This window comes from Streptosporangium sp. NPDC006007, assembly GCF_040614315.1.
In the GTDB taxonomy this organism is placed as follows: Bacteria; Actinomycetota; Actinomycetes; order Streptosporangiales; family Streptosporangiaceae; genus Streptosporangium.
The window spans coordinates 94,120-113,285 of sequence record NZ_JBEXUG010000013.1 but is presented as its reverse complement, the minus strand read 5'-3'; the positions used below and the strand labels follow the sequence as shown (position 1 = coordinate 113,285).

At 70.3% G+C, this 19,166-nt stretch carries 22 protein-coding genes; 16 read left to right on the top strand and 6 right to left on the bottom strand.

The genetic code is table 11. The annotated features are described in order from the left end of the window. Positions 1-51 precede the first annotated feature (51 nt). From ABZ194_RS13350 to ABZ194_RS13335, 4 genes are all read left to right on the top strand, one after another. On the top strand, positions 52-885 hold the full coding sequence (locus ABZ194_RS13350; protein WP_355595661.1) for a zinc metalloprotease: 834 nt from the start codon (positions 52-54) through the stop codon (positions 883-885). Continuing rightward, the gene (locus tag ABZ194_RS13345) at positions 882-2,348 is read left to right on the top strand and encodes an MFS transporter (protein ID WP_355595659.1); all 1,467 of its coding nucleotides are present in this window, start codon (positions 882-884) and stop codon (positions 2,346-2,348) included. The genes ABZ194_RS13350 and ABZ194_RS13345 overlap by 4 nt, the downstream gene beginning before the upstream one ends. 322 nt (positions 2,349-2,670) lie before the next feature. Continuing rightward, positions 2,671-3,582, top strand: a complete 912-nt coding sequence (locus ABZ194_RS13340; protein WP_355595657.1) for a hypothetical protein — start codon at positions 2,671-2,673, stop codon at positions 3,580-3,582. Positions 3,583-3,852: 270 nt separating this feature from the next. After that, positions 3,853-5,601, top strand: coding sequence for a DEAD/DEAH box helicase (locus ABZ194_RS13335; protein ID WP_355595655.1), 1,749 nt, complete (start codon positions 3,853-3,855; stop codon positions 5,599-5,601). 13 nt (positions 5,602-5,614) lie between these two features. On the opposite strand, the gene ABZ194_RS13330 is transcribed toward ABZ194_RS13335, so the two are convergent. Then, positions 5,615-6,184 carry an isochorismatase family protein gene (locus tag ABZ194_RS13330; protein ID WP_355595653.1) on the bottom strand — a complete coding sequence of 190 codons (570 nt, stop codon included), beginning with the start codon at positions 6,182-6,184 and terminating at the stop codon, positions 5,615-5,617. A 5-nt stretch (positions 6,185-6,189) separates the two neighbouring features. Next, entirely contained in the window at positions 6,190-7,473 is a 1,284-nt protein-coding gene (locus ABZ194_RS13325) for a nicotinate phosphoribosyltransferase (protein ID WP_355595758.1), read from the bottom strand. 116 nt (positions 7,474-7,589) lie between these two features. On the opposite strand from ABZ194_RS13325, the gene ABZ194_RS13320 reads away from it, so the two are divergent. The 7 genes from ABZ194_RS13320 (at position 7,590) to ABZ194_RS13290 (ending at position 11,792) form a co-directional block, all read left to right on the top strand. Then, positions 7,590-8,783, top strand: a complete 1,194-nt coding sequence (locus tag ABZ194_RS13320; protein ID WP_355595651.1) for a transposase — start codon at positions 7,590-7,592, stop codon at positions 8,781-8,783. Between the two features lie 103 nt (positions 8,784-8,886). After that, entirely contained in the window at positions 8,887-9,156 is a 270-nt protein-coding gene (gene clpS / locus ABZ194_RS13315) for an ATP-dependent Clp protease adapter ClpS (RefSeq protein WP_355595756.1), read from the top strand. A gap of 118 nt (positions 9,157-9,274) precedes the next feature. Further along, a complete protein-coding gene (locus ABZ194_RS13310; RefSeq protein WP_355595649.1) occupies positions 9,275-9,763 on the top strand; it encodes a DUF2017 domain-containing protein in 489 nt (162 codons plus the stop codon). Positions 9,764-9,772: 9 nt separating this feature from the next. After that, a complete protein-coding gene (locus ABZ194_RS13305) occupies positions 9,773-10,189 on the top strand; it encodes a M67 family metallopeptidase (RefSeq protein WP_355595647.1) in 417 nt (138 codons plus the stop codon). Positions 10,190-10,238: 49 nt separating this feature from the next. Further along, positions 10,239-10,397 (top strand): hypothetical protein, encoded by a 159-nt coding sequence (locus tag ABZ194_RS13300; RefSeq protein WP_355595645.1) that lies wholly within the window; start codon positions 10,239-10,241, stop codon positions 10,395-10,397. A gap of 86 nt (positions 10,398-10,483) precedes the next feature. Further along, entirely contained in the window at positions 10,484-10,762 is a 279-nt protein-coding gene (locus ABZ194_RS13295) for a MoaD/ThiS family protein (RefSeq protein ID WP_355595643.1), read from the top strand. 82 nt (positions 10,763-10,844) lie between these two features. After that, entirely contained in the window at positions 10,845-11,792 is a 948-nt protein-coding gene (locus ABZ194_RS13290) for a cysteine synthase (RefSeq protein ID WP_355595641.1), read from the top strand. Positions 11,793-12,014: 222 nt separating this feature from the next. On the opposite strand, the gene ABZ194_RS13285 is transcribed toward ABZ194_RS13290, so the two are convergent. Next, complete coding sequence (locus ABZ194_RS13285) at positions 12,015-12,425, bottom strand: ATP-binding protein (protein WP_355595639.1); 411 nt, start codon at positions 12,423-12,425, stop codon at positions 12,015-12,017. Beyond that, positions 12,419-12,676 (bottom strand): hypothetical protein, encoded by a 258-nt coding sequence (locus tag ABZ194_RS13280; RefSeq protein WP_355595637.1) that lies wholly within the window; start codon positions 12,674-12,676, stop codon positions 12,419-12,421. Before ABZ194_RS13280 ends, ABZ194_RS13285 begins: the two co-directional genes overlap by 7 nt. A gap of 162 nt (positions 12,677-12,838) precedes the next feature. Here ABZ194_RS13280 and ABZ194_RS13275 point away from each other — a divergent pair, with 162 nt between their 5' ends. Both ABZ194_RS13275 and ABZ194_RS13270 read left to right on the top strand, forming a co-directional pair. Further along, positions 12,839-13,747 carry a helix-turn-helix transcriptional regulator gene (locus tag ABZ194_RS13275; protein WP_355595635.1) on the top strand — a complete coding sequence of 303 codons (909 nt, stop codon included), beginning with the start codon at positions 12,839-12,841 and terminating at the stop codon, positions 13,745-13,747. Beyond that, positions 13,744-14,046 (top strand): DUF397 domain-containing protein, encoded by a 303-nt coding sequence (locus ABZ194_RS13270; protein ID WP_355595633.1) that lies wholly within the window; start codon positions 13,744-13,746, stop codon positions 14,044-14,046. The genes ABZ194_RS13275 and ABZ194_RS13270 overlap by 4 nt, the downstream gene beginning before the upstream one ends. A 171-nt stretch (positions 14,047-14,217) precedes the next feature. On the opposite strand, the gene ABZ194_RS13265 is transcribed toward ABZ194_RS13270, so the two are convergent. Beyond that, complete coding sequence (locus tag ABZ194_RS13265) at positions 14,218-16,041, bottom strand: DUF3352 domain-containing protein (protein ID WP_355595631.1); 1,824 nt, start codon at positions 16,039-16,041, stop codon at positions 14,218-14,220. Between the two features lie 143 nt (positions 16,042-16,184). Further along, entirely contained in the window at positions 16,185-16,520 is a 336-nt protein-coding gene (locus ABZ194_RS13260) for a hypothetical protein (protein ID WP_355595629.1), read from the bottom strand. A 152-nt stretch (positions 16,521-16,672) separates the two neighbouring features. Here ABZ194_RS13260 and ABZ194_RS13255 point away from each other — a divergent pair, with 152 nt between their 5' ends. The 3 genes from ABZ194_RS13255 to ABZ194_RS13245 all read left to right on the top strand — a co-directional run bounded on the left by ABZ194_RS13255 (position 16,673) and on the right by ABZ194_RS13245 (position 19,166). Further along, positions 16,673-17,464, top strand: a complete 792-nt coding sequence (locus ABZ194_RS13255) for a thioesterase family protein (RefSeq protein ID WP_355595627.1) — start codon at positions 16,673-16,675, stop codon at positions 17,462-17,464. Between the two features lie 77 nt (positions 17,465-17,541). Then, complete coding sequence (gene murI, locus ABZ194_RS13250; protein WP_355595625.1) at positions 17,542-18,381, top strand: glutamate racemase; 840 nt, start codon at positions 17,542-17,544, stop codon at positions 18,379-18,381. 32 nt (positions 18,382-18,413) lie between these two features. Beyond that, positions 18,414-19,166 carry an MBL fold metallo-hydrolase gene (locus tag ABZ194_RS13245; RefSeq protein ID WP_355595623.1) on the top strand — a complete coding sequence of 251 codons (753 nt, stop codon included), beginning with the start codon at positions 18,414-18,416 and terminating at the stop codon, positions 19,164-19,166.

Below are 19,166 nucleotides of genomic sequence, written 5' to 3'. Positions count from 1 at the left end.
TGCCTGTTCACAGCGGGCGCCGTTGCCACGGTCCCCGGCCCGGGGTCCGCTGTGATCGGACCCTCCGGATGCGTTCGCGCGGCGCGGGCCGCCACCCCGGGACGGGGGCCCGAGCCGTACGCCCCGGATCCGGCGAAGATCGCCGAGATGCTCGCCGACTTCAACCTGCGCCGGTCGGCGGCGCGTCGCGGGCGGTGGACTCCGATCACCGTCTCCACCTGGGTGCACGTCATCACCGACGGCCCCCTCGGCGCGCAGGACAGCGCGGTCCGGGCCCAGATCGCCGCGCTCAACGCCGCCTACGCGGGCCGGTACGGCGGAGCCGACACCGGCATCAGGTTCCGCCTCGACGGCCTCGTCAGGACCGACAACGCGGCCTGGTTCCGCGATCCGCTCGGCTACGAGAGGTCGATGAAACGGGCCCGCAGGGGCGGCGCGCAGACCCTCAACCTCTACATCGCCCAGCTCGGAGAGCTGGTGCTCGGCTACTCCACCTACCCCTACTGGTACGGGAGCGAGCCCGCGCTCGACGGGGTGGTCATCGACTGGCGGACGCTGCCCGGCGGATCGCTGCGCAACTTCGACCGCGGCTTCACCGGCGTCCACGAGATCGGTCACTGGCTGGGGCTGCTGCACACCTTCGAGAACGGCTGCGAGCCGCCGGGCGACGCGGTCGCCGACACCCCCGCGGAGGCCCAGCCCACCGAGGGGTGTCCGGCCCGCAAGGACACCTGCAAGGGCGGCGGCCCCGACCCGATCCACAACTTCATGGACTACGCGCAGGACCGTTGCATGTGGGAGTTCACCGCCGGTCAGGCGCTCAGAATGCAGGAGATGTGGGCCGCCTACCGGGGTAGGAACACGGACATTACCCTTGATGGGTGACAGTACCGAAGACCCTTGACACTCCGTACCAATCCCCCCGGATCTTCGGCCCTGAGTACCGCGCGGCGTCGCTCGGCATCCTGCTCGTCGTCACGCTGATCGCCTTCGAGGGCATGTCCATCGGCGCGGTGATGCCCGCGGTGTCCAAGGATCTCGACGCGCTCGACCTGTACGGCATGAGCTTCTCGGCCTTCCTCATCGCGGGCCTGCTCGCCAACGTCGTCGCCGGGCTCTGGTCCGACCGGCGCGGCCACGCGTGGCCGTTCCTGCTCGGGGTGGGCCTGTTCGTGGCCGGCATGGTCGTGGCGGGCGCGGCCGGTTCCAAGGAGCTGTTCATCCTGGCGCGTGTCGTGCAGGGGCTCGGCGGCGGCGCGGTGGTTGTGGCGATCTACGTGATGATCGCGCGGGTGTACGTCCCGGAGGCCAGGCCCGCCGCGTTCGCCGCCCTGTCGGCGGCCTGGGTGCTGCCCGCGCTGATCGGACCCGGTCTCGGCGGGTTCATCGCCGAGACGTTCGGCTGGCGGTGGGTCTTCTTCGGGATCGTGCCGCTGGTGATCCCGGCCCTGGTGATGCTCCTGCCCGCGCTGCGCCCCCGCGGCCCCGCCGGACCGGACGGCCTGCCCGGACCGGGAAGTGGAACGTCACAGGGAGCCGGGGCACTCCCGGGGGCCGAACCGGTTTCGGAGGCCGAACCGGCTGGAGGGGAACGGTCCCGGCCGCTGGCGACGACCCTGGCGGCGGTGGCCACCGCGGGCGGTGCCGGGACGCTGCTGTACGGCGTGGACCGGCTGCACGCCGCCCCGGTGTCCGGGGGGATCGCCGCCGCGATCGGACTGGCCGCCCTGGTCGCGGGCCTGCCCAGGCTGCTGCCCCCGAAGGCGCTCGTGTTCGGCCGGGGCCTGCCCACCACGATCATGATGCGCGGTGTGCTCACCGCGGCGTTCTTCGGGGTCAACGCCTTCATTCCGCTCTTCCTGATCAAGGTGAGCGGCTTCTCGGTCGTCGAGGCCGGGGTCGCGCTCACCCTCGGCGCGCTGGGCTGGACGGCCGGCTCCTCCCTGCAGGCCCGCCGCCCCTTCGACCGCCCCCGGCTGGTACGGCTCGGCGGCGTCCTGGTCACCACGGGCATCCTGCTCACCCTGCTCGCGCTCGTGCCGGGACTCACCGGCTGGATCACCGTGCCCGCCTGGGTGATCGCCGGGTTCGGCATGGGAATCGGCATCACGAGCGTCAACGTCACCGCGATGCGTCAGTCGCCGGACGCGGAGCAGGGCGCCAACTCCGCGGCCCTCCAGGTGGTCGACACGCTGGGCGGCGCGCTCACGATCGGCTTCGGCGGGGTCCTGATCAACGTGATCGGTCACCACGACATCGCCACCGGCTACACCGTGATCGTCGCTCTCATGGCGGCGGTGGGAACGCTGGGTGTGGTCGTCGCCGGACGCATGCGCGACGTTTCCTGATTCATCGACCTCTTCCGTAACAACGATCACCTATAGCCGGACCGTGCTCGGACGGGCATGGTAGGACGGTAGAACCGTGACCACCGGGAGGAAAGGCGTCGTGGACGAACGAGCCCGCCAGGTGTGGCCGCCGGAGAAGCCAGGCCGCGACGGCGACCGGCGGGCGAGGCCCGCCGCGAGACCCTCGGAAGACGAGGTCCCCGAAGGGCCCGATGGATCCGGCGGGCTCCAGGCGCCCACCGGACGATCCGGAAGGAGGGGCCCCCGCAGGGCCGCACCCTACGGCGAGCCCCGTGCCGCACCCCGGCAGGAGAGCCGGGCCGTGTCCCCCGGGGAGTCCCGGGCCGCGTTCCGGGGGGAGAACCCGGCCGCGCCCCACGGGGAGCCCTCGGCGACGTCCGATGAGGCGGCGTTCAAGGGGGCGGCGTCCTATGAGACGTCTGACGGGGAGACGTCTGACGGGGGGCCGGGAGGCGGGCGGGCGGGACGGCGCTGGGGGCTGCCGTTCAAGAAGCCCAGGGAGGACGGGGAGATATGGCCTGAGGAGTCCGCCTGGGAGGTTCACCGGCCCTGGCCGCTCGACGACTCCTCACCGGACGACCTTCCGCCCTCAGCCCGCTGGTACGGCACGCCCACGGCGCCGCCTCCCCGCCGGGCTCCGGGCCGGCTGAGGCGCCTGACGTTCGGGCTGGTCGCGGCGGTGGTCGGCGTCGGGGCCGGTTTCGCCATCGGGGTTGTGGTGCCCCGGATCGTCCTGGGGCGGGTTCCGTCCGCGGGGGCGAGCGCCCCCCAGCCGGCCAGGGTGAACGACCTGGGCGCGGGCGTGGGATATCCGCTGCCCGAGGGGTGGCGGGTGGGTACGGCGCCGTCGGTCACCGGGTTCACCTCGGCGGGCGGCGACGGGGCGGCGACGGTGATGACCGGCCCGGCCGAGCCGGTGACCGACGTGGCCGGCAGGACGATCGATCTGGCCGACCTGTACGGGCGGCTGCTGCTTCACGGTGACGAGGTCGAGGTGGTGGACGACCGGACGGTCACCGTGGGCGGGCGGAGCGGGCACAGCCGTTCCCTGCGGGCCGAGTACCGGGACGTCGTCAACCGCCCCGCCTATCTCCGGGTGGTCCTCCTCGCAGGCTCGGGGACGCGGCGGCCGGTCGTCGTGGTCGGCATGGCCCAGCCGGACGACCCCCGGCTCCGGGCCGTGATCGACCAGGTGATCTCCGAGGTCCGTTAGCGGGCCGTGGGATCCGGCGGGGGCGTGCGGATCCGGCGGGCCGTGGGATTCAGTGGGGGCCGTGGGATCCGGTGCGGGATTCCCGGCGTGGCGGTGCGGGGTGTGCGCGCCCGGTGAGCGCCGGTGGCGGGGCGTTCCCGGGGCGGCGGGCGGCGGCTGGGGGGCGGAGCCGTACCGGATTGACGATCTTTAGCACGCGGAGCCGACCTTGGCGAGGATCTTGGCCGATCGGCATGTCTTGTCGGCGACGCCGATTACTCTGGTGACACTGTGAGCACTTTCGCCGCGTCCCACCTGTCCCCCTCGTATCCGGATCGTGCCGCCTGGGGCACCGCGCCCAAGCTGCGCGCCTGGCAGCAGGAGGCCTTTGACCTGTACTCCCGCGGTGAGCCGCGCGACTTCCTCGCGGTCGCCACGCCGGGTGCGGGCAAGACGACCTTCGCGCTGCGCATCGCCGGAGACCTGCTGTCCCGAGGGATCATCCGGGCTGTGACGATCGTCACACCGACGGAGCATCTCAAGCAGCAGTGGGCGGACGCCGCGGCCCGGGTCGGCATGGCCATCGACCCCGAGTTCAAGAACAGTCAGGGCACGACCTCCCGCGACTACGTCGGGGTGGCCATCACCTACGCCCAGATCGCGATGCACCCGGCGCTGCACCGCGCCAGGACCGAGGCGCGCAAGACCCTGGTCATCTTCGACGAGATCCACCACGCGGGCGACGCCAAGTCCTGGGGCGACGGGGTGCGGGAGGCCTTCGAGCCCGCGACGAGGCGCCTGGCGCTGACCGGCACGCCGTTCAGGTCCGACGTCAACCCGATCCCCTTCGTCACCTACGCCGAGGACGGCGAGGGCATCCGGCGGAGCGTCTCCGACTACTCCTACGGATACGGCCCGGCCCTGGCCGACGGCGTCGTCCGGCCGGTGATCTTCCTGGCCTACGCCGGCGAGATGCGCTGGCGGACCCGCGCGGGCGACGAGATCTCCGCGACCCTGGGCACGCCGCTCACCAAGGACCAGCTCGGCCAGGCGTGGAAGGCCGCGCTCGACCCCAAGGGCGACTGGATCCGGCAGGTGCTTCAGGCGGCCGACCGGCGGCTGACCGAGGTGCGCAGGGGGGTGCCGGACGCGGGCGCCCTGGTCATCGCCACCGACCACGAGACGGCCCGCGCCTACGCCAGGCACATCCGCGCGATCACCGGTGAGGGCGCCACGGTGGTGCTCTCCGACGACCCCGAGGCGTCCAAGAAGATCAAGGGATTCTCCGGGTCCCAGGACCGCTGGCTGGTCGCGGTCCGCATGGTCTCCGAGGGCGTCGACATCCCGCGCCTGGCCGTCGGGGTCTACGCCACGAGCACCTCGACCCCGCTGTTCTTCGCCCAGGCCGTCGGCCGTTTCGTCCGGGCCCGCAAGCGGGGGGAGACGGCCTCGGTCTTCCTGCCCTCGGTGCCCACCCTGATGGGGCTGGCCGGGGAGATGGAGGCCGAGCGCGACCACGTGCTCGACCGGAGCCCGCCCGAGGAGGGGCTGGACGACTTCCTGCTCGACGACGCCCAGCGCAAGAAGGACAACCCCGACGTTCTCGGCGACGAGCTGCCGTTCGAGACCCTGGAGGCGGTCGCCACCTTCGACCGGGTGCTCTTCGACGGCGGCGAGTTCGGCACGGCCGCCGAGCCCGGCTCGCCCGAGGAGGAGGACTTCCTCGGACTGCCCGGCCTGCTGGAGCCCGACCAGGTGCGGACTCTGCTGAGCAAGCGCCAGTCCGACCAGCTCAGGGCCAAGCGGAACAAGCCGGAGCCCAAGGAGCCCGAGCTCGCCCCGCACGAGCTCATCGCCAACCTCCGCCGCGAGCTCAACGGGCTGGTCGGCGCGTGGAACCACCGCACCGGGCAGCCCCACGGCGTCATTCACGCCGAGCTCCGCCGGGCCTGCGGCGGCCCGGCCATCGCGCAGGCCACCGCCGAGCAGATCCAGGAGCGGATCGGCAAGATCCGCCAGTGGGCCACCCAGCGCTCGTAGCGACCGGCTCGGGTCAGCGGAGTACCGGGGTGCCGCTGAGCCGGGCTCCGGCGGCTTCGAGCCGGGCCAGGGCCGCCTCGGTGGTCGACCTGGCCACCCCGGCGGTCAGGTCCAGCAGCACCCGTACGGCCAGCCCGTTGCCGACCGCGTCCAGCGCGGTGGCGCGTACGCAGTGGTCGGTGGCGATGCCCACGACGTCCACCGTGTCCACCCGCCGTTCGGCGAGCCAGTCGGCCAGGCTGGTGCCGTCTGGGGAGCTGCCCTCGAAGCCGCTGTAGGCGGCGGCGTGCGCGCCCTTGCTGAACACCTCCTCCACCTTCGCGGTGTCGAAGGCCGGGTGGAAGTCCGCCCCGGGGGTGCCCGCCACGCAGTGCGCGGGCCAGGAACGCACGTAGTCGGGCTCGTCGGCGAAGTGGGCGCCGGGGTCCACGTGGAGGTCGCGGGTGGCCACGACGTGGTCGTAGTCATGGGAGGCGGCGTGCCGGGAGACGGCGGCGGCGACCTCGGCTCCCCCGCCCACCGGCAGACTGCCGCCCTCGCAGAAGTCGTTCTGCACATCGACGATGATCAGCGCGGTTGCCATGGGGACTAGTCAAACACGGTCGGAATGGCCGCGTCGCCCCGGGAGAGCTGGTAGGCGGTGGCCGGAAGCTCGGCGACGGCGCGCCGGTGCCGCTCGCGGCCCGCGTCCAGCCCCTCCTCGCCGACGATCCTCCCCTTGCGCATCAGCTCGGCCTGGAGCGGGCGGGCGCCGGACGGCCGGTCGCCGGAGACGGTGACCAGTTCGGCGACGGCCGTGCCCGAGGTGTCGAGCCGCCGGAACGCCTCCTTGCGTCCGCCCCGGCTGGGCTTGCCCACCGACCTCTTGGCCACCGGCCACATGATCTTCTCGGAGTCCTCGCGGGCGACGAGCTTGTAGACCAGCGCCGCGGTCGGCGCCCCCGACCCGATGACCAGCGAGGTGCCGACGCCGTAGGCGTCCACGGGGGCGGCGGCCAGCGCCGCGATGGCGTACTCGTCCAGGTCGCTGGTGACGAGGATCCGGGTCCCGCCGGCGCCCAGCGCGTCGAGCTGCGCGCGGACCTGGTGCGCGATCTCGCCCAGGTCACCGGAGTCCAGACGGACCGCGCCCAGGCCGGGACCGGCCAGCTCCACACCGGCCCGTACGGCCTCGGCCACGTCGTAGGTGTCCACCAGCAGCGTGGTGCCCGTGCCGAGCGAGTCGATCTGGGCTTGGAACGCCCGCCGTTCGGAGTCGTGCACCAGCGTGAACGCGTGGGCCGCGGTCCCGGCGGTCGGCACGCCGTAGAGGTGGCCGGCCATCAGGTTGGAGGTGGAGGCGAACCCGCACAGGTAGGCGGCCCTGGCCGCGGCCACGGCCGCCGCCTCGTGGGTGCGCCGCGAGCCCATCTCGACGAGCGGCCGGTCGCCGGCGGCGCGGACCATGCGGGAGGCGGCCGTGGCGATCGCGCAGTCGTGGTTGAGGATCGACAGGATCACCGTCTCCAGCAGCACCGCCTCGGCGAACGTGCCCTCCACGGTCACGATGGGGGAGCCGGGGAAGTAGCACTCGCCCTCGCGGTAGCCGTACAGGCTGCCGGAGAACCGGTAGTCGGCCAGGAACTCCAGGGTGGGCTCGTCCACCACCCGCCTGTCCCTGAGGAAGGCGAGCTCCTCGGCGCCGAACCGGAAGTCTCGCACCGCGTCGAGCATCCTCGCCGTCCCGGCGACCACCCCGTACCGGCGCTCCCCGGGCAGGTGCCTGGCGAAGACCTCGAACACCACGTGTCGCCGCGCGGCTCCGCTGCGCAACGCCGCCTGCAGCATCGTCAGCTCATAGTGATCTGTCAGCAACGCCGTGCTCATGCTCATTGTCACCAGCTACCTCCAGTGTGGATGTCCCGTCCTTCAGGGCGGGGAGGAAACGCGGCGTGGTCCCGCACGGTGGTCTCCTGATTTTGTCGGCAGGGCTCGGTAGGTTGATCGGCGTGTCCCGCTTCCGGCTTCAGCCCACCCCCGCCCAGGAGGCGGCGTTGGCCGGGCACTGCGGGCACGCCCGGCTCGTGTGGAACCTCGCCGTCGAGCAGCACGCCCATTGGAAGCCGGGCCGCAAGGGCGCGCCCGGGTTCGCCGAGCAGTGCCGGCAGCTCACCGACGCCCGCGCCGCCTCCGGCTGGCTGCGCGGCGGGTCGATCATCGTGCAGCAGCAGGCGCTCAAGGACTTCGCCCAGGCCATGGCGAACTTCTTCGGCGGCACCCACCGCAAGCCGGCCTTCCGCAAACGCGGCCGGGGCGAGGGGTTCCGCGTCGTCGCGGTCAAGCCCGGCGATGTGCGCCGCGTCTCCCGCAACGTCGGCCAGGTGAGGGTTCCCAAGGTCGGCTGGGTGCGGTTCCGCTGGTCGCGCGCCGTCGGCGACGGCGTGAAGTCCTACCGGATCACCCTCGACCGCGCGGGGCGTTGGCATGTGGCGTTCGCCGTGATCCCTGATCCGGTGCCCGGGCCGGGCACGGGTGAGGTGGTCGGTGTGGACCGGGGTGTGACCGTGTCGGCGGCGCTGTCCACCGGCGAGCTGCTGAACGCGCCCGCCCTGCGGAAGACGGAGGCCAAGCGCCTGCTGAGGCTTCAGCGCAGACTCGCCAAGGCCAAGCGCGGCTCCAACCGGCGCGCCAAGGTCAAGGCCGCTCTCGCCCGGCTGAAGGCCCGCGAGGCCGACAGGCGTAAGGGCTGGGCGGAGAAGACCAGCACCGGCCTGGCCCGCCGTTTCGACGTCATAGCGGTCGAGGACCTGAAGATCCGTAACATGATCCGCTCCGCGCGCGGCACCGTCGAAACGCCCGGCCGGAACGTCCGCCAGAAGGCCGGGCTGAACCGGGGCATCCTCGCCAATGGGTGGGGGCGGCTCGTGACCCGGCTGGAACAGAAGGCTCCGGGCCGGGTCCGGAAGATCAATCCGCGTTTCACGTCGCAGACCTGCAACGCCTGCAAGCACATCGCCGGCGAGAACCGTGAGAGCCAAGCGGTGTTCGTCTGTCGAGCCTGCGGCCACGCAGATCACGCCGACGTCAACGCGGCCAAGAACATCCGGGATACGGCCGCGGGGCGTGCGGTCGCTGCGCGGGGAGGCGAGGCGCCTGCCCGGCCGGTGAACCGCGAACCTCAATCTGAACTCCTCATCGCGTAGGGATTCGGGTTGGAATCCCACGCCTTCAGGCGGGGGAGGACGTCAACAGTCGAGACTAAGCCTGAGGTAGGGCAGACTGGTCTATGTGGCTAGCACTGCTCCAATGGAGGTCGAGCGTCCGTCGGTCGACGTGCGGCCCAATCTGCCATGGTTGACGATTGTCTGGAATGACCCGGTCAACCTGATGTCCTACGTCACGTATGTCTTCCAGACCGTCTTCGGCTACTCGAAGCAGAAGGCGGAGAAGTTGATGATGGACGTGCACCACAAGGGCAGGGCCGTGGTGTCCAGCGGCACCCGTGAGGAGATGGAGCGCGACGTGCAGATCATGCACTCCTACGGGTTGTGGGCCACCCTGCAGCAGGACTCATAGGCGAAGGCGGTCCGGCGCGGCGCGCGCCGCGGGGCGGGGCGGGGCCCGAGGGAAACAAGCAGCGGGGAGCGGTGAGCGAACGGTGAGTTCGGGGTTCAGACGGGGGCACAAGGGTGGTGTGATCACCGTCTTCGACGCCGCCGAGGTCTCGATCCTGCGCTCGCTGGTCTCCCAGATCCTGGGTCTGATAGAGCCCGGTGAGACCGGGGACGACCCGCTGGAGCGTGCCCTGGGCATCGGCCCGTCCGAGCAGCCGGCCGACCCGGTGCTGGCCAGGCTCTTCCCCTCGGCCTACCAGGACTCCGAGCAGTCCGCCGAGTTCCGCCGCTACACCGAGGCGACCTTGCGCGAGGGCAAGCGGGCCGACGCGCAGACCATGCTCGACAGCGCGGAGCCCGGCCGGGTCGAGCTCACCCGTGAGCAGGCGCAGGCGTGGATGCGCGCGCTGAACGACGTACGGCTGGCGCTCGGCACCCGGTTGGAGGTGACCGAGGAGATCCACGACGAGATCGCCGGCATGCCGGAGGACGATCCACGCTATGCGGCATATGTCACCTACGACTGGCTGACCTACCTCCAGGACACCCTGATCCGCGCTCTTTGGTAGCTTCCAGACATGCTCATCATCTCTCGGGAACTGGTTGACAAGATCATCGCGCACGCCCGGGCCGACCACCCGGACGAGGCCTGTGGCGTGGTCGCCGGGCCGATCGGCTCGGACTCGCCCCGGCGCCTCATCACGATGGAGAACGCCGAGAGGTCGCCCACGTTCTACCGTTTCGACTCGCTGGAGCAGTTGCGCGTCTGGCGCGAGATGGACGACCGCGACGAGGAGCCGGTGGTCATCTACCACTCCCACACCTCGACGGAGGCGTATCCCTCGCGCACCGACATCAGCTACGCCGCCGAGCCCAACGCCCACTACCTGCTGGTCTCCACCCGTGAGGAGCTGGGGCGGGAGGCCGAGGTCCGCTCCTACCGGATCCTCGACGGAGTGGTGCGGGAGGAGGAGATCACGATCGTCGCGGAGTGACCGGGGTCTCCGAGGGTTTCACCGAGTGATACGGCCGTGAGGAGGAAATGTGCCTGTTGGTAAGCTGGTGACCGTGATGACCGTTGACCCGAACCTGGAGGACGTGCTCCCGCGTCCCGGTTCGCGGGCCCGGCACGCGGACCTGGCGCCCGTGCAGAGTTTCCTGTTCGCGCACACCCCCTCTGTCGTCGTCTACGACTGTCGCTGAACGGCAGTTCCGGAATCCCTCCGTGCCCACCGATGTTCTGAACCGGTGGGCGGCACTCTCATGACGACACGAGGAGACTGACCGCGATGGCCATCGAGATTCGCATTCCCACCATTCTGCGCACCTATACCGACGGCGCCAAGGCCGTCGACGCCAAGGGCGCCACGCTTGAGGAGCTGATCGGCGACCTGGAGTCCCGGCACCCCGGGCTCAAGGAGCGCCTGGTCGACAAGGGCGCGCTGCGCCGCTTCGTCAACGTGTACCTGAACGACGAGGACGTCCGCTTCCTGGGCGGACTGGAGACCCCGGTCGCCGACGGCGACACGGTCACCGTCCTGCCGGCCGTGGCCGGCGGGTCCCGCTAGCCGCCGTGCGCCGCCGGTCCCGGCGGCCGGTGGCGCACGGCGACGTTCCCTGGTCGTTGACACGAGGCGGAAGCCCTACATCATGCGCTTTGAATCACTGATCGACTCGGTCGGCCATACCCCCCTGGTCGGCCTGCCCAGGCTGTCCCCCTCGGCGGACGTGCGGATCTGGGCGAAGCTCGAAGACCGCAACCCGACGGGCTCGATCAAGGACCGTCCGGCGCTGTGGATGATCGAGCAGGCCGAGAAGGACGGGCTGCTCCGTCCCGGCTGCACGATCCTCGAACCCACCAGCGGCAACACCGGCATCTCACTGGCGATGTCCGCCCGGCTCAAGGGGTATCGGCTGGTCTGCGTGATGCCGGAGAACACCTCCGACGAGCGCCGCCAGCTGCTCCGCATGTGGGGCGCGGAGATCATCTCCTCCCCGGCGGCCGGAGGCTCCAACGAGGCCGTGCGGGTCGCCAAGGGCCTGGCAGAGGAGCACCCCGACTGGGTGATGCTCTACCAGTACGGCAACCCGGCCAACTGGCGTTCCCACTACGAGACGACGGGCCCGGAGATCCTTCGGGACCTGCCGTCCGTCACCCACTTCGTGGCCGGGCTCGGCACCACCGGCACCCTGATGGGCGTCGGCCGCTTTCTGCGCGAGCACGTTCCCGGCGTGAGGATCGTCGCCGCCGAGCCGCGCTACGGCGAACTGGTCTACGGCCTGCGCAACGTGGACGAGGGCTTCATCCCCGAACTCTACGACCCCCAGGTCCTGACCACCCGCTTCTCCGTCTCCTCCGGAGACGCGCTCCGCCGGACGAGGGAACTGCTGACCGCCGAGGGCATCTTCGCCGGAGTCTCCACCGGGGCCGCCCTGCACGCCGCGCTCGGCATGGCGGCCAAGGCCGTCAAGGCCGGGGAACGGGCCGACATCGTGTTCGTGGTGGCGGACGGCGGCTGGAAATACCTGTCCACCGGCGCCTACGAGGGCACCCTGGACGAGGCCGAGGAGCGCCTCGAAGGCCAGCTCTGGGCCTGATCCCGGGACCCTCTGACCTCGTGATCCACCGGGCTCGGAGCGGGGCCGGAGGCGGGACTCGCCCCGAGTGTCCTGGGGGCGGGTGGTTCGTCGGGTGAGTCGGGAGTCCGGTTATAGCGCCAGGCCGTACAGCAAGGAGATCCACGCGGCCTCCGCCTCGCGGACGTGAGGGTGGCCCTTTTCAACGGGGTGCCGGGTTCATGGCCCCGTCGGGGGGCCCGTTCACGGCCCCGCCAGTTGGAACCAGACCACGCGCCCGGCTGCTGTCTCGTACCAGCCCCAGGCCGAGGACATCTCCTGGACCAGCCACAACCCGCGTCCGCCACCGCTGTCGAAGGGCACGTCGGGGCAGAGCATGGGCCGGTGCCCAGCCGATCCGGCGTCGATGACGTCAAAATGGAGCGTTCCATTATGGGCGATGACGGTCACGGTGACCCGGCCGCCGGGGGTGCGGCCTGAGTCGGAGTGGCGTACGGAGTTCGTCACGAGCTCGGTGACCAGCAGCAGTGCCTCGTCGGTCTGAGGATGGCCGGTGCCGTCCAGCAAGTCGCGGACGTAGCGCCGGACCTGGGGAACGGTCGCGACCTCGGCGGGAAGATCGACCTGCCCCAGCAGCCCCAGTGTCCTCACCACGCCACCTCCGCGATCCGCTCGAAGGCATTCCGTACCCCGGTCAGGGCATCCCGATCGCGGTTCCGGAGCCAGGTGAACACCGAGGTGCGGCCCCACCGTGTGCTCCTGACCCTCGGTCGCCCCGGGGGTGCGAAGATCTCCAGACTCGGCCGCCTGCCGGGAGGAAACCTGACCACGGAGTCGAATCCCAGCTCGTCCAGCTCCCAAGCCAGCCTCGCCAGGTAGCCGCCCCACCCTTCGAGAGTGCTCACCCTCATCTGTCGCCTGCCCTTCCGGTGTCCCATGACTCGTGGCGGTCATTTGAAAGCTCTCCGTAACGAGTCATGGGTAGGTGTGGAAGCATCGAGGCTCAGTGTGCATCCGTCTACTAAGACTATGCAAGCTATGCAGATGCATTGCTTGCATAATTTTCTATGAGCGCGCTCGCCGCTGGTCCGAAATATGTTTTTAAGGAGAAAAGTCCCGTGTCCAGTCGTCATACCCCGACCGTTCGCTTGCGCCGACTCGCGGCCGAACTGCGGCGACTCCGCGAGGCTGCCGAGATGACCAGGGAAGACGTGGCCGCCCGTACTTCGATCAACGAGGCCACTTTGTATCGCATCGAGACAGCGAAGACCCGTCCGCAGGCACGTACTCTCGCAGCCCTGTGCGATGTTTATGTGGTCTCTGAGACCCGGCGCGTCGAACTGGTAGCCCTCTCCAAGGAAGCCACCCAGCGCGGTTGGATGCGCTCTTTCCCATCCGAACTGCCAGAGCAGTACACGACCTACATCGGGTTCGAGGCCGAGGCGCAGTCCGTATGGAACTATGAGTCGCTGTTCGTGCCAGGCCTCCTCCAAACCGAGGACTACGCTCAGGCTGTCATCAGGGGAGTTCTGCCCATGGCGAGCCGGGATGAGGTGGAAAGTCGGGTACAGGCCCGGATGGCGCGCCAGCAGCTCCTGGTCGGCAAGCCCCCTCTGCGGCTATGGGCCATCCTGGACGAAGCCGCCGTACGCCGTCGCGTCGGTGGACCGCAGGTGATGCTGGGACAGCTACGTCACCTGACGCAGGCGGCCGAATTGCCCCACGTGACGATCCAAATCATCCCGTTCCAGGCTGGAGCACATCCAGGTATGCCAGGCTCCTTCGCCATTCTCCAGTTCTCGCGACCTGACCCCGACGTCGTGTACGTCGACAGCATGGCGGGAGATCTGTTTCTGGAGAAGGAAGCCGACCTTCAGCGATATACCCTGACATTTGAGCACCTCCGCGCTGTGGCTCTCAGCCCTGACGGCTCGTGCTCGTTGGTGGCCGCGATTGCTGAAGAGGTGATGGAATGACTAATCCCGATCTGTCACATATCGAATGGCGTAAGAGCAGTCGCAGTAGTGGCAACGGCCAGTGTGTCGAGGTCGGTGTCTGGCGGAAAATCTCCCTCAGTGGCAACGGCCCGAGCTGCGTCGAGGTCGCACTCGCCGGTAACGTCCCCGCCGAAGCCGTGCCCGCAGCAGACCTCGGCCGCCTCTTCCTGGTCCGTGACTCCAAGGATTCCGGTGGCCCTGTGCTGGCTTTCACCTCCTCCGAATGGGATGCCTTCCTCACCGGAGTCAAGAGCGGCGACTTCGAGGATCTGGCCTGACCACCCGAGCGTGCGCAACCCGCCCTCATCCGGTGAACCGGCCTTCCTCCTTCCCCGGCGGGGTGGCCGCCCCTTAACTCTTCTCGCTGGGAAATCGCGACGGGTGGGCGTTCCGTGGAACGCCCACCCGTCGCGATTCGGTGGAGCTTTTCGCCCGGCTGGGCGGGTGGGTCAGTTGAACAGGACCCGGAGGGAGAAGGAGGCGTCGCCGCCGGACTGGGTTCCGCTGATACCGACGGCGCGCAGGATCTGGAGGTTGGCCTTGTCGTCGCCCTGGAGGCCCTCAAGGTAGAGCTTCTCCACCTTGTCGAGGTCGACGTAGGCGGCGAACGTCGCCTCGTCGGCGTTGGGGATCGCCAGCTTGAAGCCCTCGTCCTCGCCCAGGGTGCCGTCCTTGGCGAGTTCGGCGGCGTACTCCTGGGAACTGGCCAGGACGAAGGTGCCGTCACCGGGGACCTTGGCGAGCTGCGGGACGCTGGTGCCGGAGTCGGCGAGGAACTTCTCGATCTTGCCCACGACCTCCTGGGCCTTGGCCGGGTCGGTGGCGATGCGGGCGCCGAACCTGGGCTGGTCGCCGTTGAGGCCGTTGGCGTCCAGGGCCAGGGTGAGGTTCTTGCCCAGCAGCGTCGCCATGTCGGCGGGGAGCGCCAGGCCGTACTGCTGCTGGGCCTGGGTGGCGAACTGCTGGAACGAGCCCGCGCCGGACTGCTCGGCCGACTTCATGAGCTGGGACCACTGCTTGCCGATCACGTCGCCGAGGCCGGAGACGGAGATCGCGGCGGCGGTGGAGGCCGGAAGCGCGCCGATCTTGGAGACCTCGGGCTGCCCCGTGTCCAGGGCCTGCGCGCCACGGCTGATACCGGCCAGTTCGACGTACTCGCCGTCGAAGCGGAGCGCGCCGGCCACCCGGAGGTTCTTGATCTGCGCGAGCGCCTCGGGGTTCTGGGCGCCCAGCTGGGGGGCGAGCTCGGCGACCTTGCCCGCGTTCATCCAGAAGGAGAGCACACCGGTCTCGCCGAGGGCGCCCAGGTCGTCGGAGAAGGTGGCGTTGCCGGAGAGCGGCGCGGCCTGGGCGGCCTGGTCGGCCTGCGCCTGGGTCTCGGCGAGCAGCGCGTAGTCCTCACGGAACGTGATGCCGTACTTCTCGCCGTTCATCAGCTTGGCGATCCCGGCCTTGGCCTTGGTCTCGTCGGTGACCTGCACGGCCGCCACGACGCCGGGAGGGGCGTCCGCCCTGGCGGGGGGGAGTACGGCCAGGCCGACCCGGTCCCCGAGCCACGGATCGACGTCGGCGGCGAAGTCCACCTCGCTGAGGTTGGCGGAGTCCTTCTTGATCAGGTTGAAGAGGGCCTGGCGCGGATTGTCGCCGGTGAAGGAGTCCTTGGTGACGGTGAACTTCCCGGCGATGTCGAACAGCGCCAGTTTCTGGTTCGCGGCCGGGTCGAGGTCGAGGCGCATGTAGCCGAAGGCGTTACCGGGCAGCACGTCGTGGGGCTGGTTGCCGCCGCCGCTGAGCAGGCTGACCGCCAGGGCGCCGCCGCCGCCCACGAGGGCGACGACCAGGGCCGCGACCACCGCGATCAGCCAGCCCTTGCCCCCCTTGCGGGTGGGAGGGGCGGGAGGCTGTCCCGCGCCGAGGAAGTCGGGGCCCTGCTGCTGCCAGCCGGGCTGCTGACCGTAGGGCTGCTGCGGATAGCCGGGCTGCTGGTGGCCCTGCTGCGGGTATGTGGGCTGCCCGCCGTAGGGCTGCTGGGGGTGACCGGGCTGCTGGTGGCCCTGCGGCTCCCAGCCGGGCTGGACCTGCTGCTGGTGGCCTCCCGCGTCCTGCTGCGGGTACGCGGGCCGGTCCTGCTGCGGGTAGCCGCCCTGCGGGGGGTAGGCCTGAGGGTGCGGCTGGTCGTTGTGCTGCGCACCCTCGTTCCGACGGTAGGCGATCGTCCTGTCGGGCTGCTGACCCGGCATGGGCGGCTGGTCGGGGGGATTGTTGGCAGACATACTCACTCACAATGTGGACTCTTGGATACCGAAAATTTAGTGCACATTGGTAGCAAGTGGCTTGCATTAAACTAACCAGGCGATTGTTCCGTCCAACCGGGGTTGACCCCGGCTGAGACGATCAGCCGCCGGAAGGGGGCGAATCAGACCCGCTCCAGCGCCTTGACCGGCTTCCGCAGCGTGATCTCGCCGCTCCCCGTGCTGGCCACCGCGTCCCAGGACACGATGCTGCTGCCGCTGTAGAACGCCCGGAACGCGAGCTTGAACAGCCAGTTCGCCCGGCTGCCCGGGTCGCGGGTGAGGCCGAGCATCACCGGGGTCCGCCGCTGGGAGACGACCAGCCCGGAGACCGTGAACCGCTGCTGCATCCCGAACCCGCCCCCGCGGTTCCTCGCCATTCGGACGTCCACCACCTGTCCCACCCACACCCCCTCCGAATCCCACACCGACTGACCGATGAGGTCACCGACTCCTGCCACTTCGACCTCCCGTGAAACCCCCGGAAAACGGCTGCCAGTCTTTCAGCGAAAGCGTGTTTTCCCAGGTAGCGGCACGCGTGCCGGGCCGAGGAGGTGTCCCGCGGCCAAGGGTGGGTAAAGTGGCCTCTCCAGAACAAGGTTCGGGAGCGTGGATGACGAAGTTCGACGAGGCGACGCGGGCCATCCGGGTGGACGAGGCCACCTACGACGTGTGCCTGGACCCGGGATACTCGATCGGAGGGCCGCTGAACGGGGGCTATCTGATGGCCGTGCTGCTGCGCGCGGTCGTGGACGCCTCGCCGCACGAGCATCCGGTGACCACCGGCGTGCAGTTCCTGCGCGTGCCGTTGCCGGGCCCCGCCCAGGTGAGACTTGAGCAGCTCAAGGCCGGCCGCACCGTCGCGATGACCAGCGCCACCCTCGTCCAGGACGACAGGCCGGTCATCGAGGCCAGGGTCACCACGGCGACCCTGGGCGACACCGCCCCCGACTGGACGGACGGCCCCTCGGTGGCGATGCCGCCGATCGAGCGGTGCGTCAGGCTGCCCGACCCCGGGCCCGAGTCGAAGATGACGCTCAACGCGCAGGTGGAGATGGCGTTCGACCCGCCCACCGTCGGCTGGCTCGCCGGCAACCCCACCGGCCGCCCCGAGGCCCGCGCCTACTTCCGGATGGCCGAGCCCCAGGACCCCGACCCCTACGTGCTGGCACTGGCCGTGGACGCGCTGCCACCGGTGGTCTTCTCCGCCGGAGCCCTCGGCTGGGCACCCACCGTGGACCTCACCTGGCACCTGCGCGCGCTGCCCGCCCCCGGCTGGCTCACGGTGCTCGGCGGTGGCCGGATGATCGGCGACGGCTGGTTCGACGAGGAGGTCGAGGTCTGGGACTCCGCCGGCCGCCTGGTCGCCCAGTCCCGCCAACTCGCCAGGGTGGGACGCGGGTGATCCTTTTGTCATGGTTGATCGTGTTGTGAGGATTCTTACCGTGAGCGGCCGTCCCAGGTCGCCTAACCTTGGGAACCGTGTCGCAAGCGAATATCGGAATCTTTGACAGCGGTGTGGGCGGCCTCACGGTGGCCAGGGCGATCATCGATCAGCTGCCCAGCGAATCGATCTTCTATGTGGCCGACACGGCGCGGCAGCCGTACGGTCCCAGGCCCATCGCGCAGGTCCGCGCCTACGCGCTGGAGGTGATGGACCATCTCGTCGAGCACGGCATCAAGATGCTGGTGATCGCGTGCAACAGCGCCAGCGCGGCGATGCTGCGCGACGCGCGTGAGCGCTACGACGTGCCGGTCGTCGAGGTCATCCAGCCGGCGACGCGCCGGGCCGTACGGGCCACCCGCAACGGCAGGGTCGGGGTGATCGGGACCAGGGCCACGATCGAGTCGATGGCCTATCACGACGCCTTCACCGCCGCGCCCGACGTCCTGCTCACCGGGGTGGCCGCGCCCCGGCTGGTGGAGTTCGTGGAGCGGGGGGAGACGATGAGCGAGGAGCTCATCGAGGTCATCCGCGGCTACCTGGAGCCGGTGCTGCGCAACGGGTGCGACACGCTGATCCTGGGCTGCACCCACTATCCGCTGCTCACCGGGCCGATCTCCTACGTCGCGGGCGACGACGTCACGCTGGTGTCCAGCGCCGACGAGACGGCCAAGGACGTCTACCGCGTCCTGCACGACCGGGGCCTGGCCGCCGTGGGCGGCACCGCGCGGCACCGGTTCGCCACCACCGGCGACACCCGTCTCTTCACCCGGCTCGGGCGGCGTTTCCTCGGGCCGGAGATCCAGGCGGTCGAGTTCGCCGAGGTGGGGGCCGCCGTCGGCGACGGGTACGCCCCGGACCCGGTCGTGCGGAATTAGAACGTGACAGGCGTGACAAGGAGGAGCCCGCAGTGAAACTGACGATCATCGGGTGCTCCGGGAGCTTCCCCGGCCCGGACAGCCCCTCCTCCTGCTACCTGCTGGAGGCCGAGGGGTTCCGCATGCTGCTGGACTTCGGCAACGGCGCGCTGGGCGCGCTCCAGCGGCACATCGGCCTCTACGACGTGGACGCGATCTGCCTGTCCCACCTGCACGCCGACCACTGCCTCGACATGTGCCCCTACCACGTGGTGCGCACCTACTCCCCGCGGGGGCCGCTGCCCCGGGTGCCCGTCCACGCCCCCGCCGACGCCCCTCGTCGCCTGGCCGCCGCCTACGGCATGCCCGACGAGCCGAGGCTGGAGACGGCCTTCGACTTCGCCCCGCTGACACCGGGGGTGTTCGAGGTCGGCCCGTTCGAGGTGACGGCCGCGCCGATGAACCACCCGGTCGAGACCTATGCCTTCCGGGTCTCCCACGGCGGGCGCTCCGTGGTCTACTCGGGCGACACCGGGGAGTCCGCCGAACTGGTCAAGCTCGCCTCGGGGGCGGACATGCTGCTGTGCGAGGCGTCCTTCCTGGACCGGCCGGGCCTGCCCACAGGGCTGCACCTGAACGGCCGCCAGGCCGCCGAGCACGCGGCCAGGGCGGATGTGGGCACCCTGGTGCTGACCCACCTCGTGCCCTGGTACGACCCCGGCCGGATCCTGGACGACGCCTCGCGGGGCGGTTTCGCCGGCCGTACCGAACTCGCGCGGAGCGGGGCCCTGTATGACCTAGGGTGA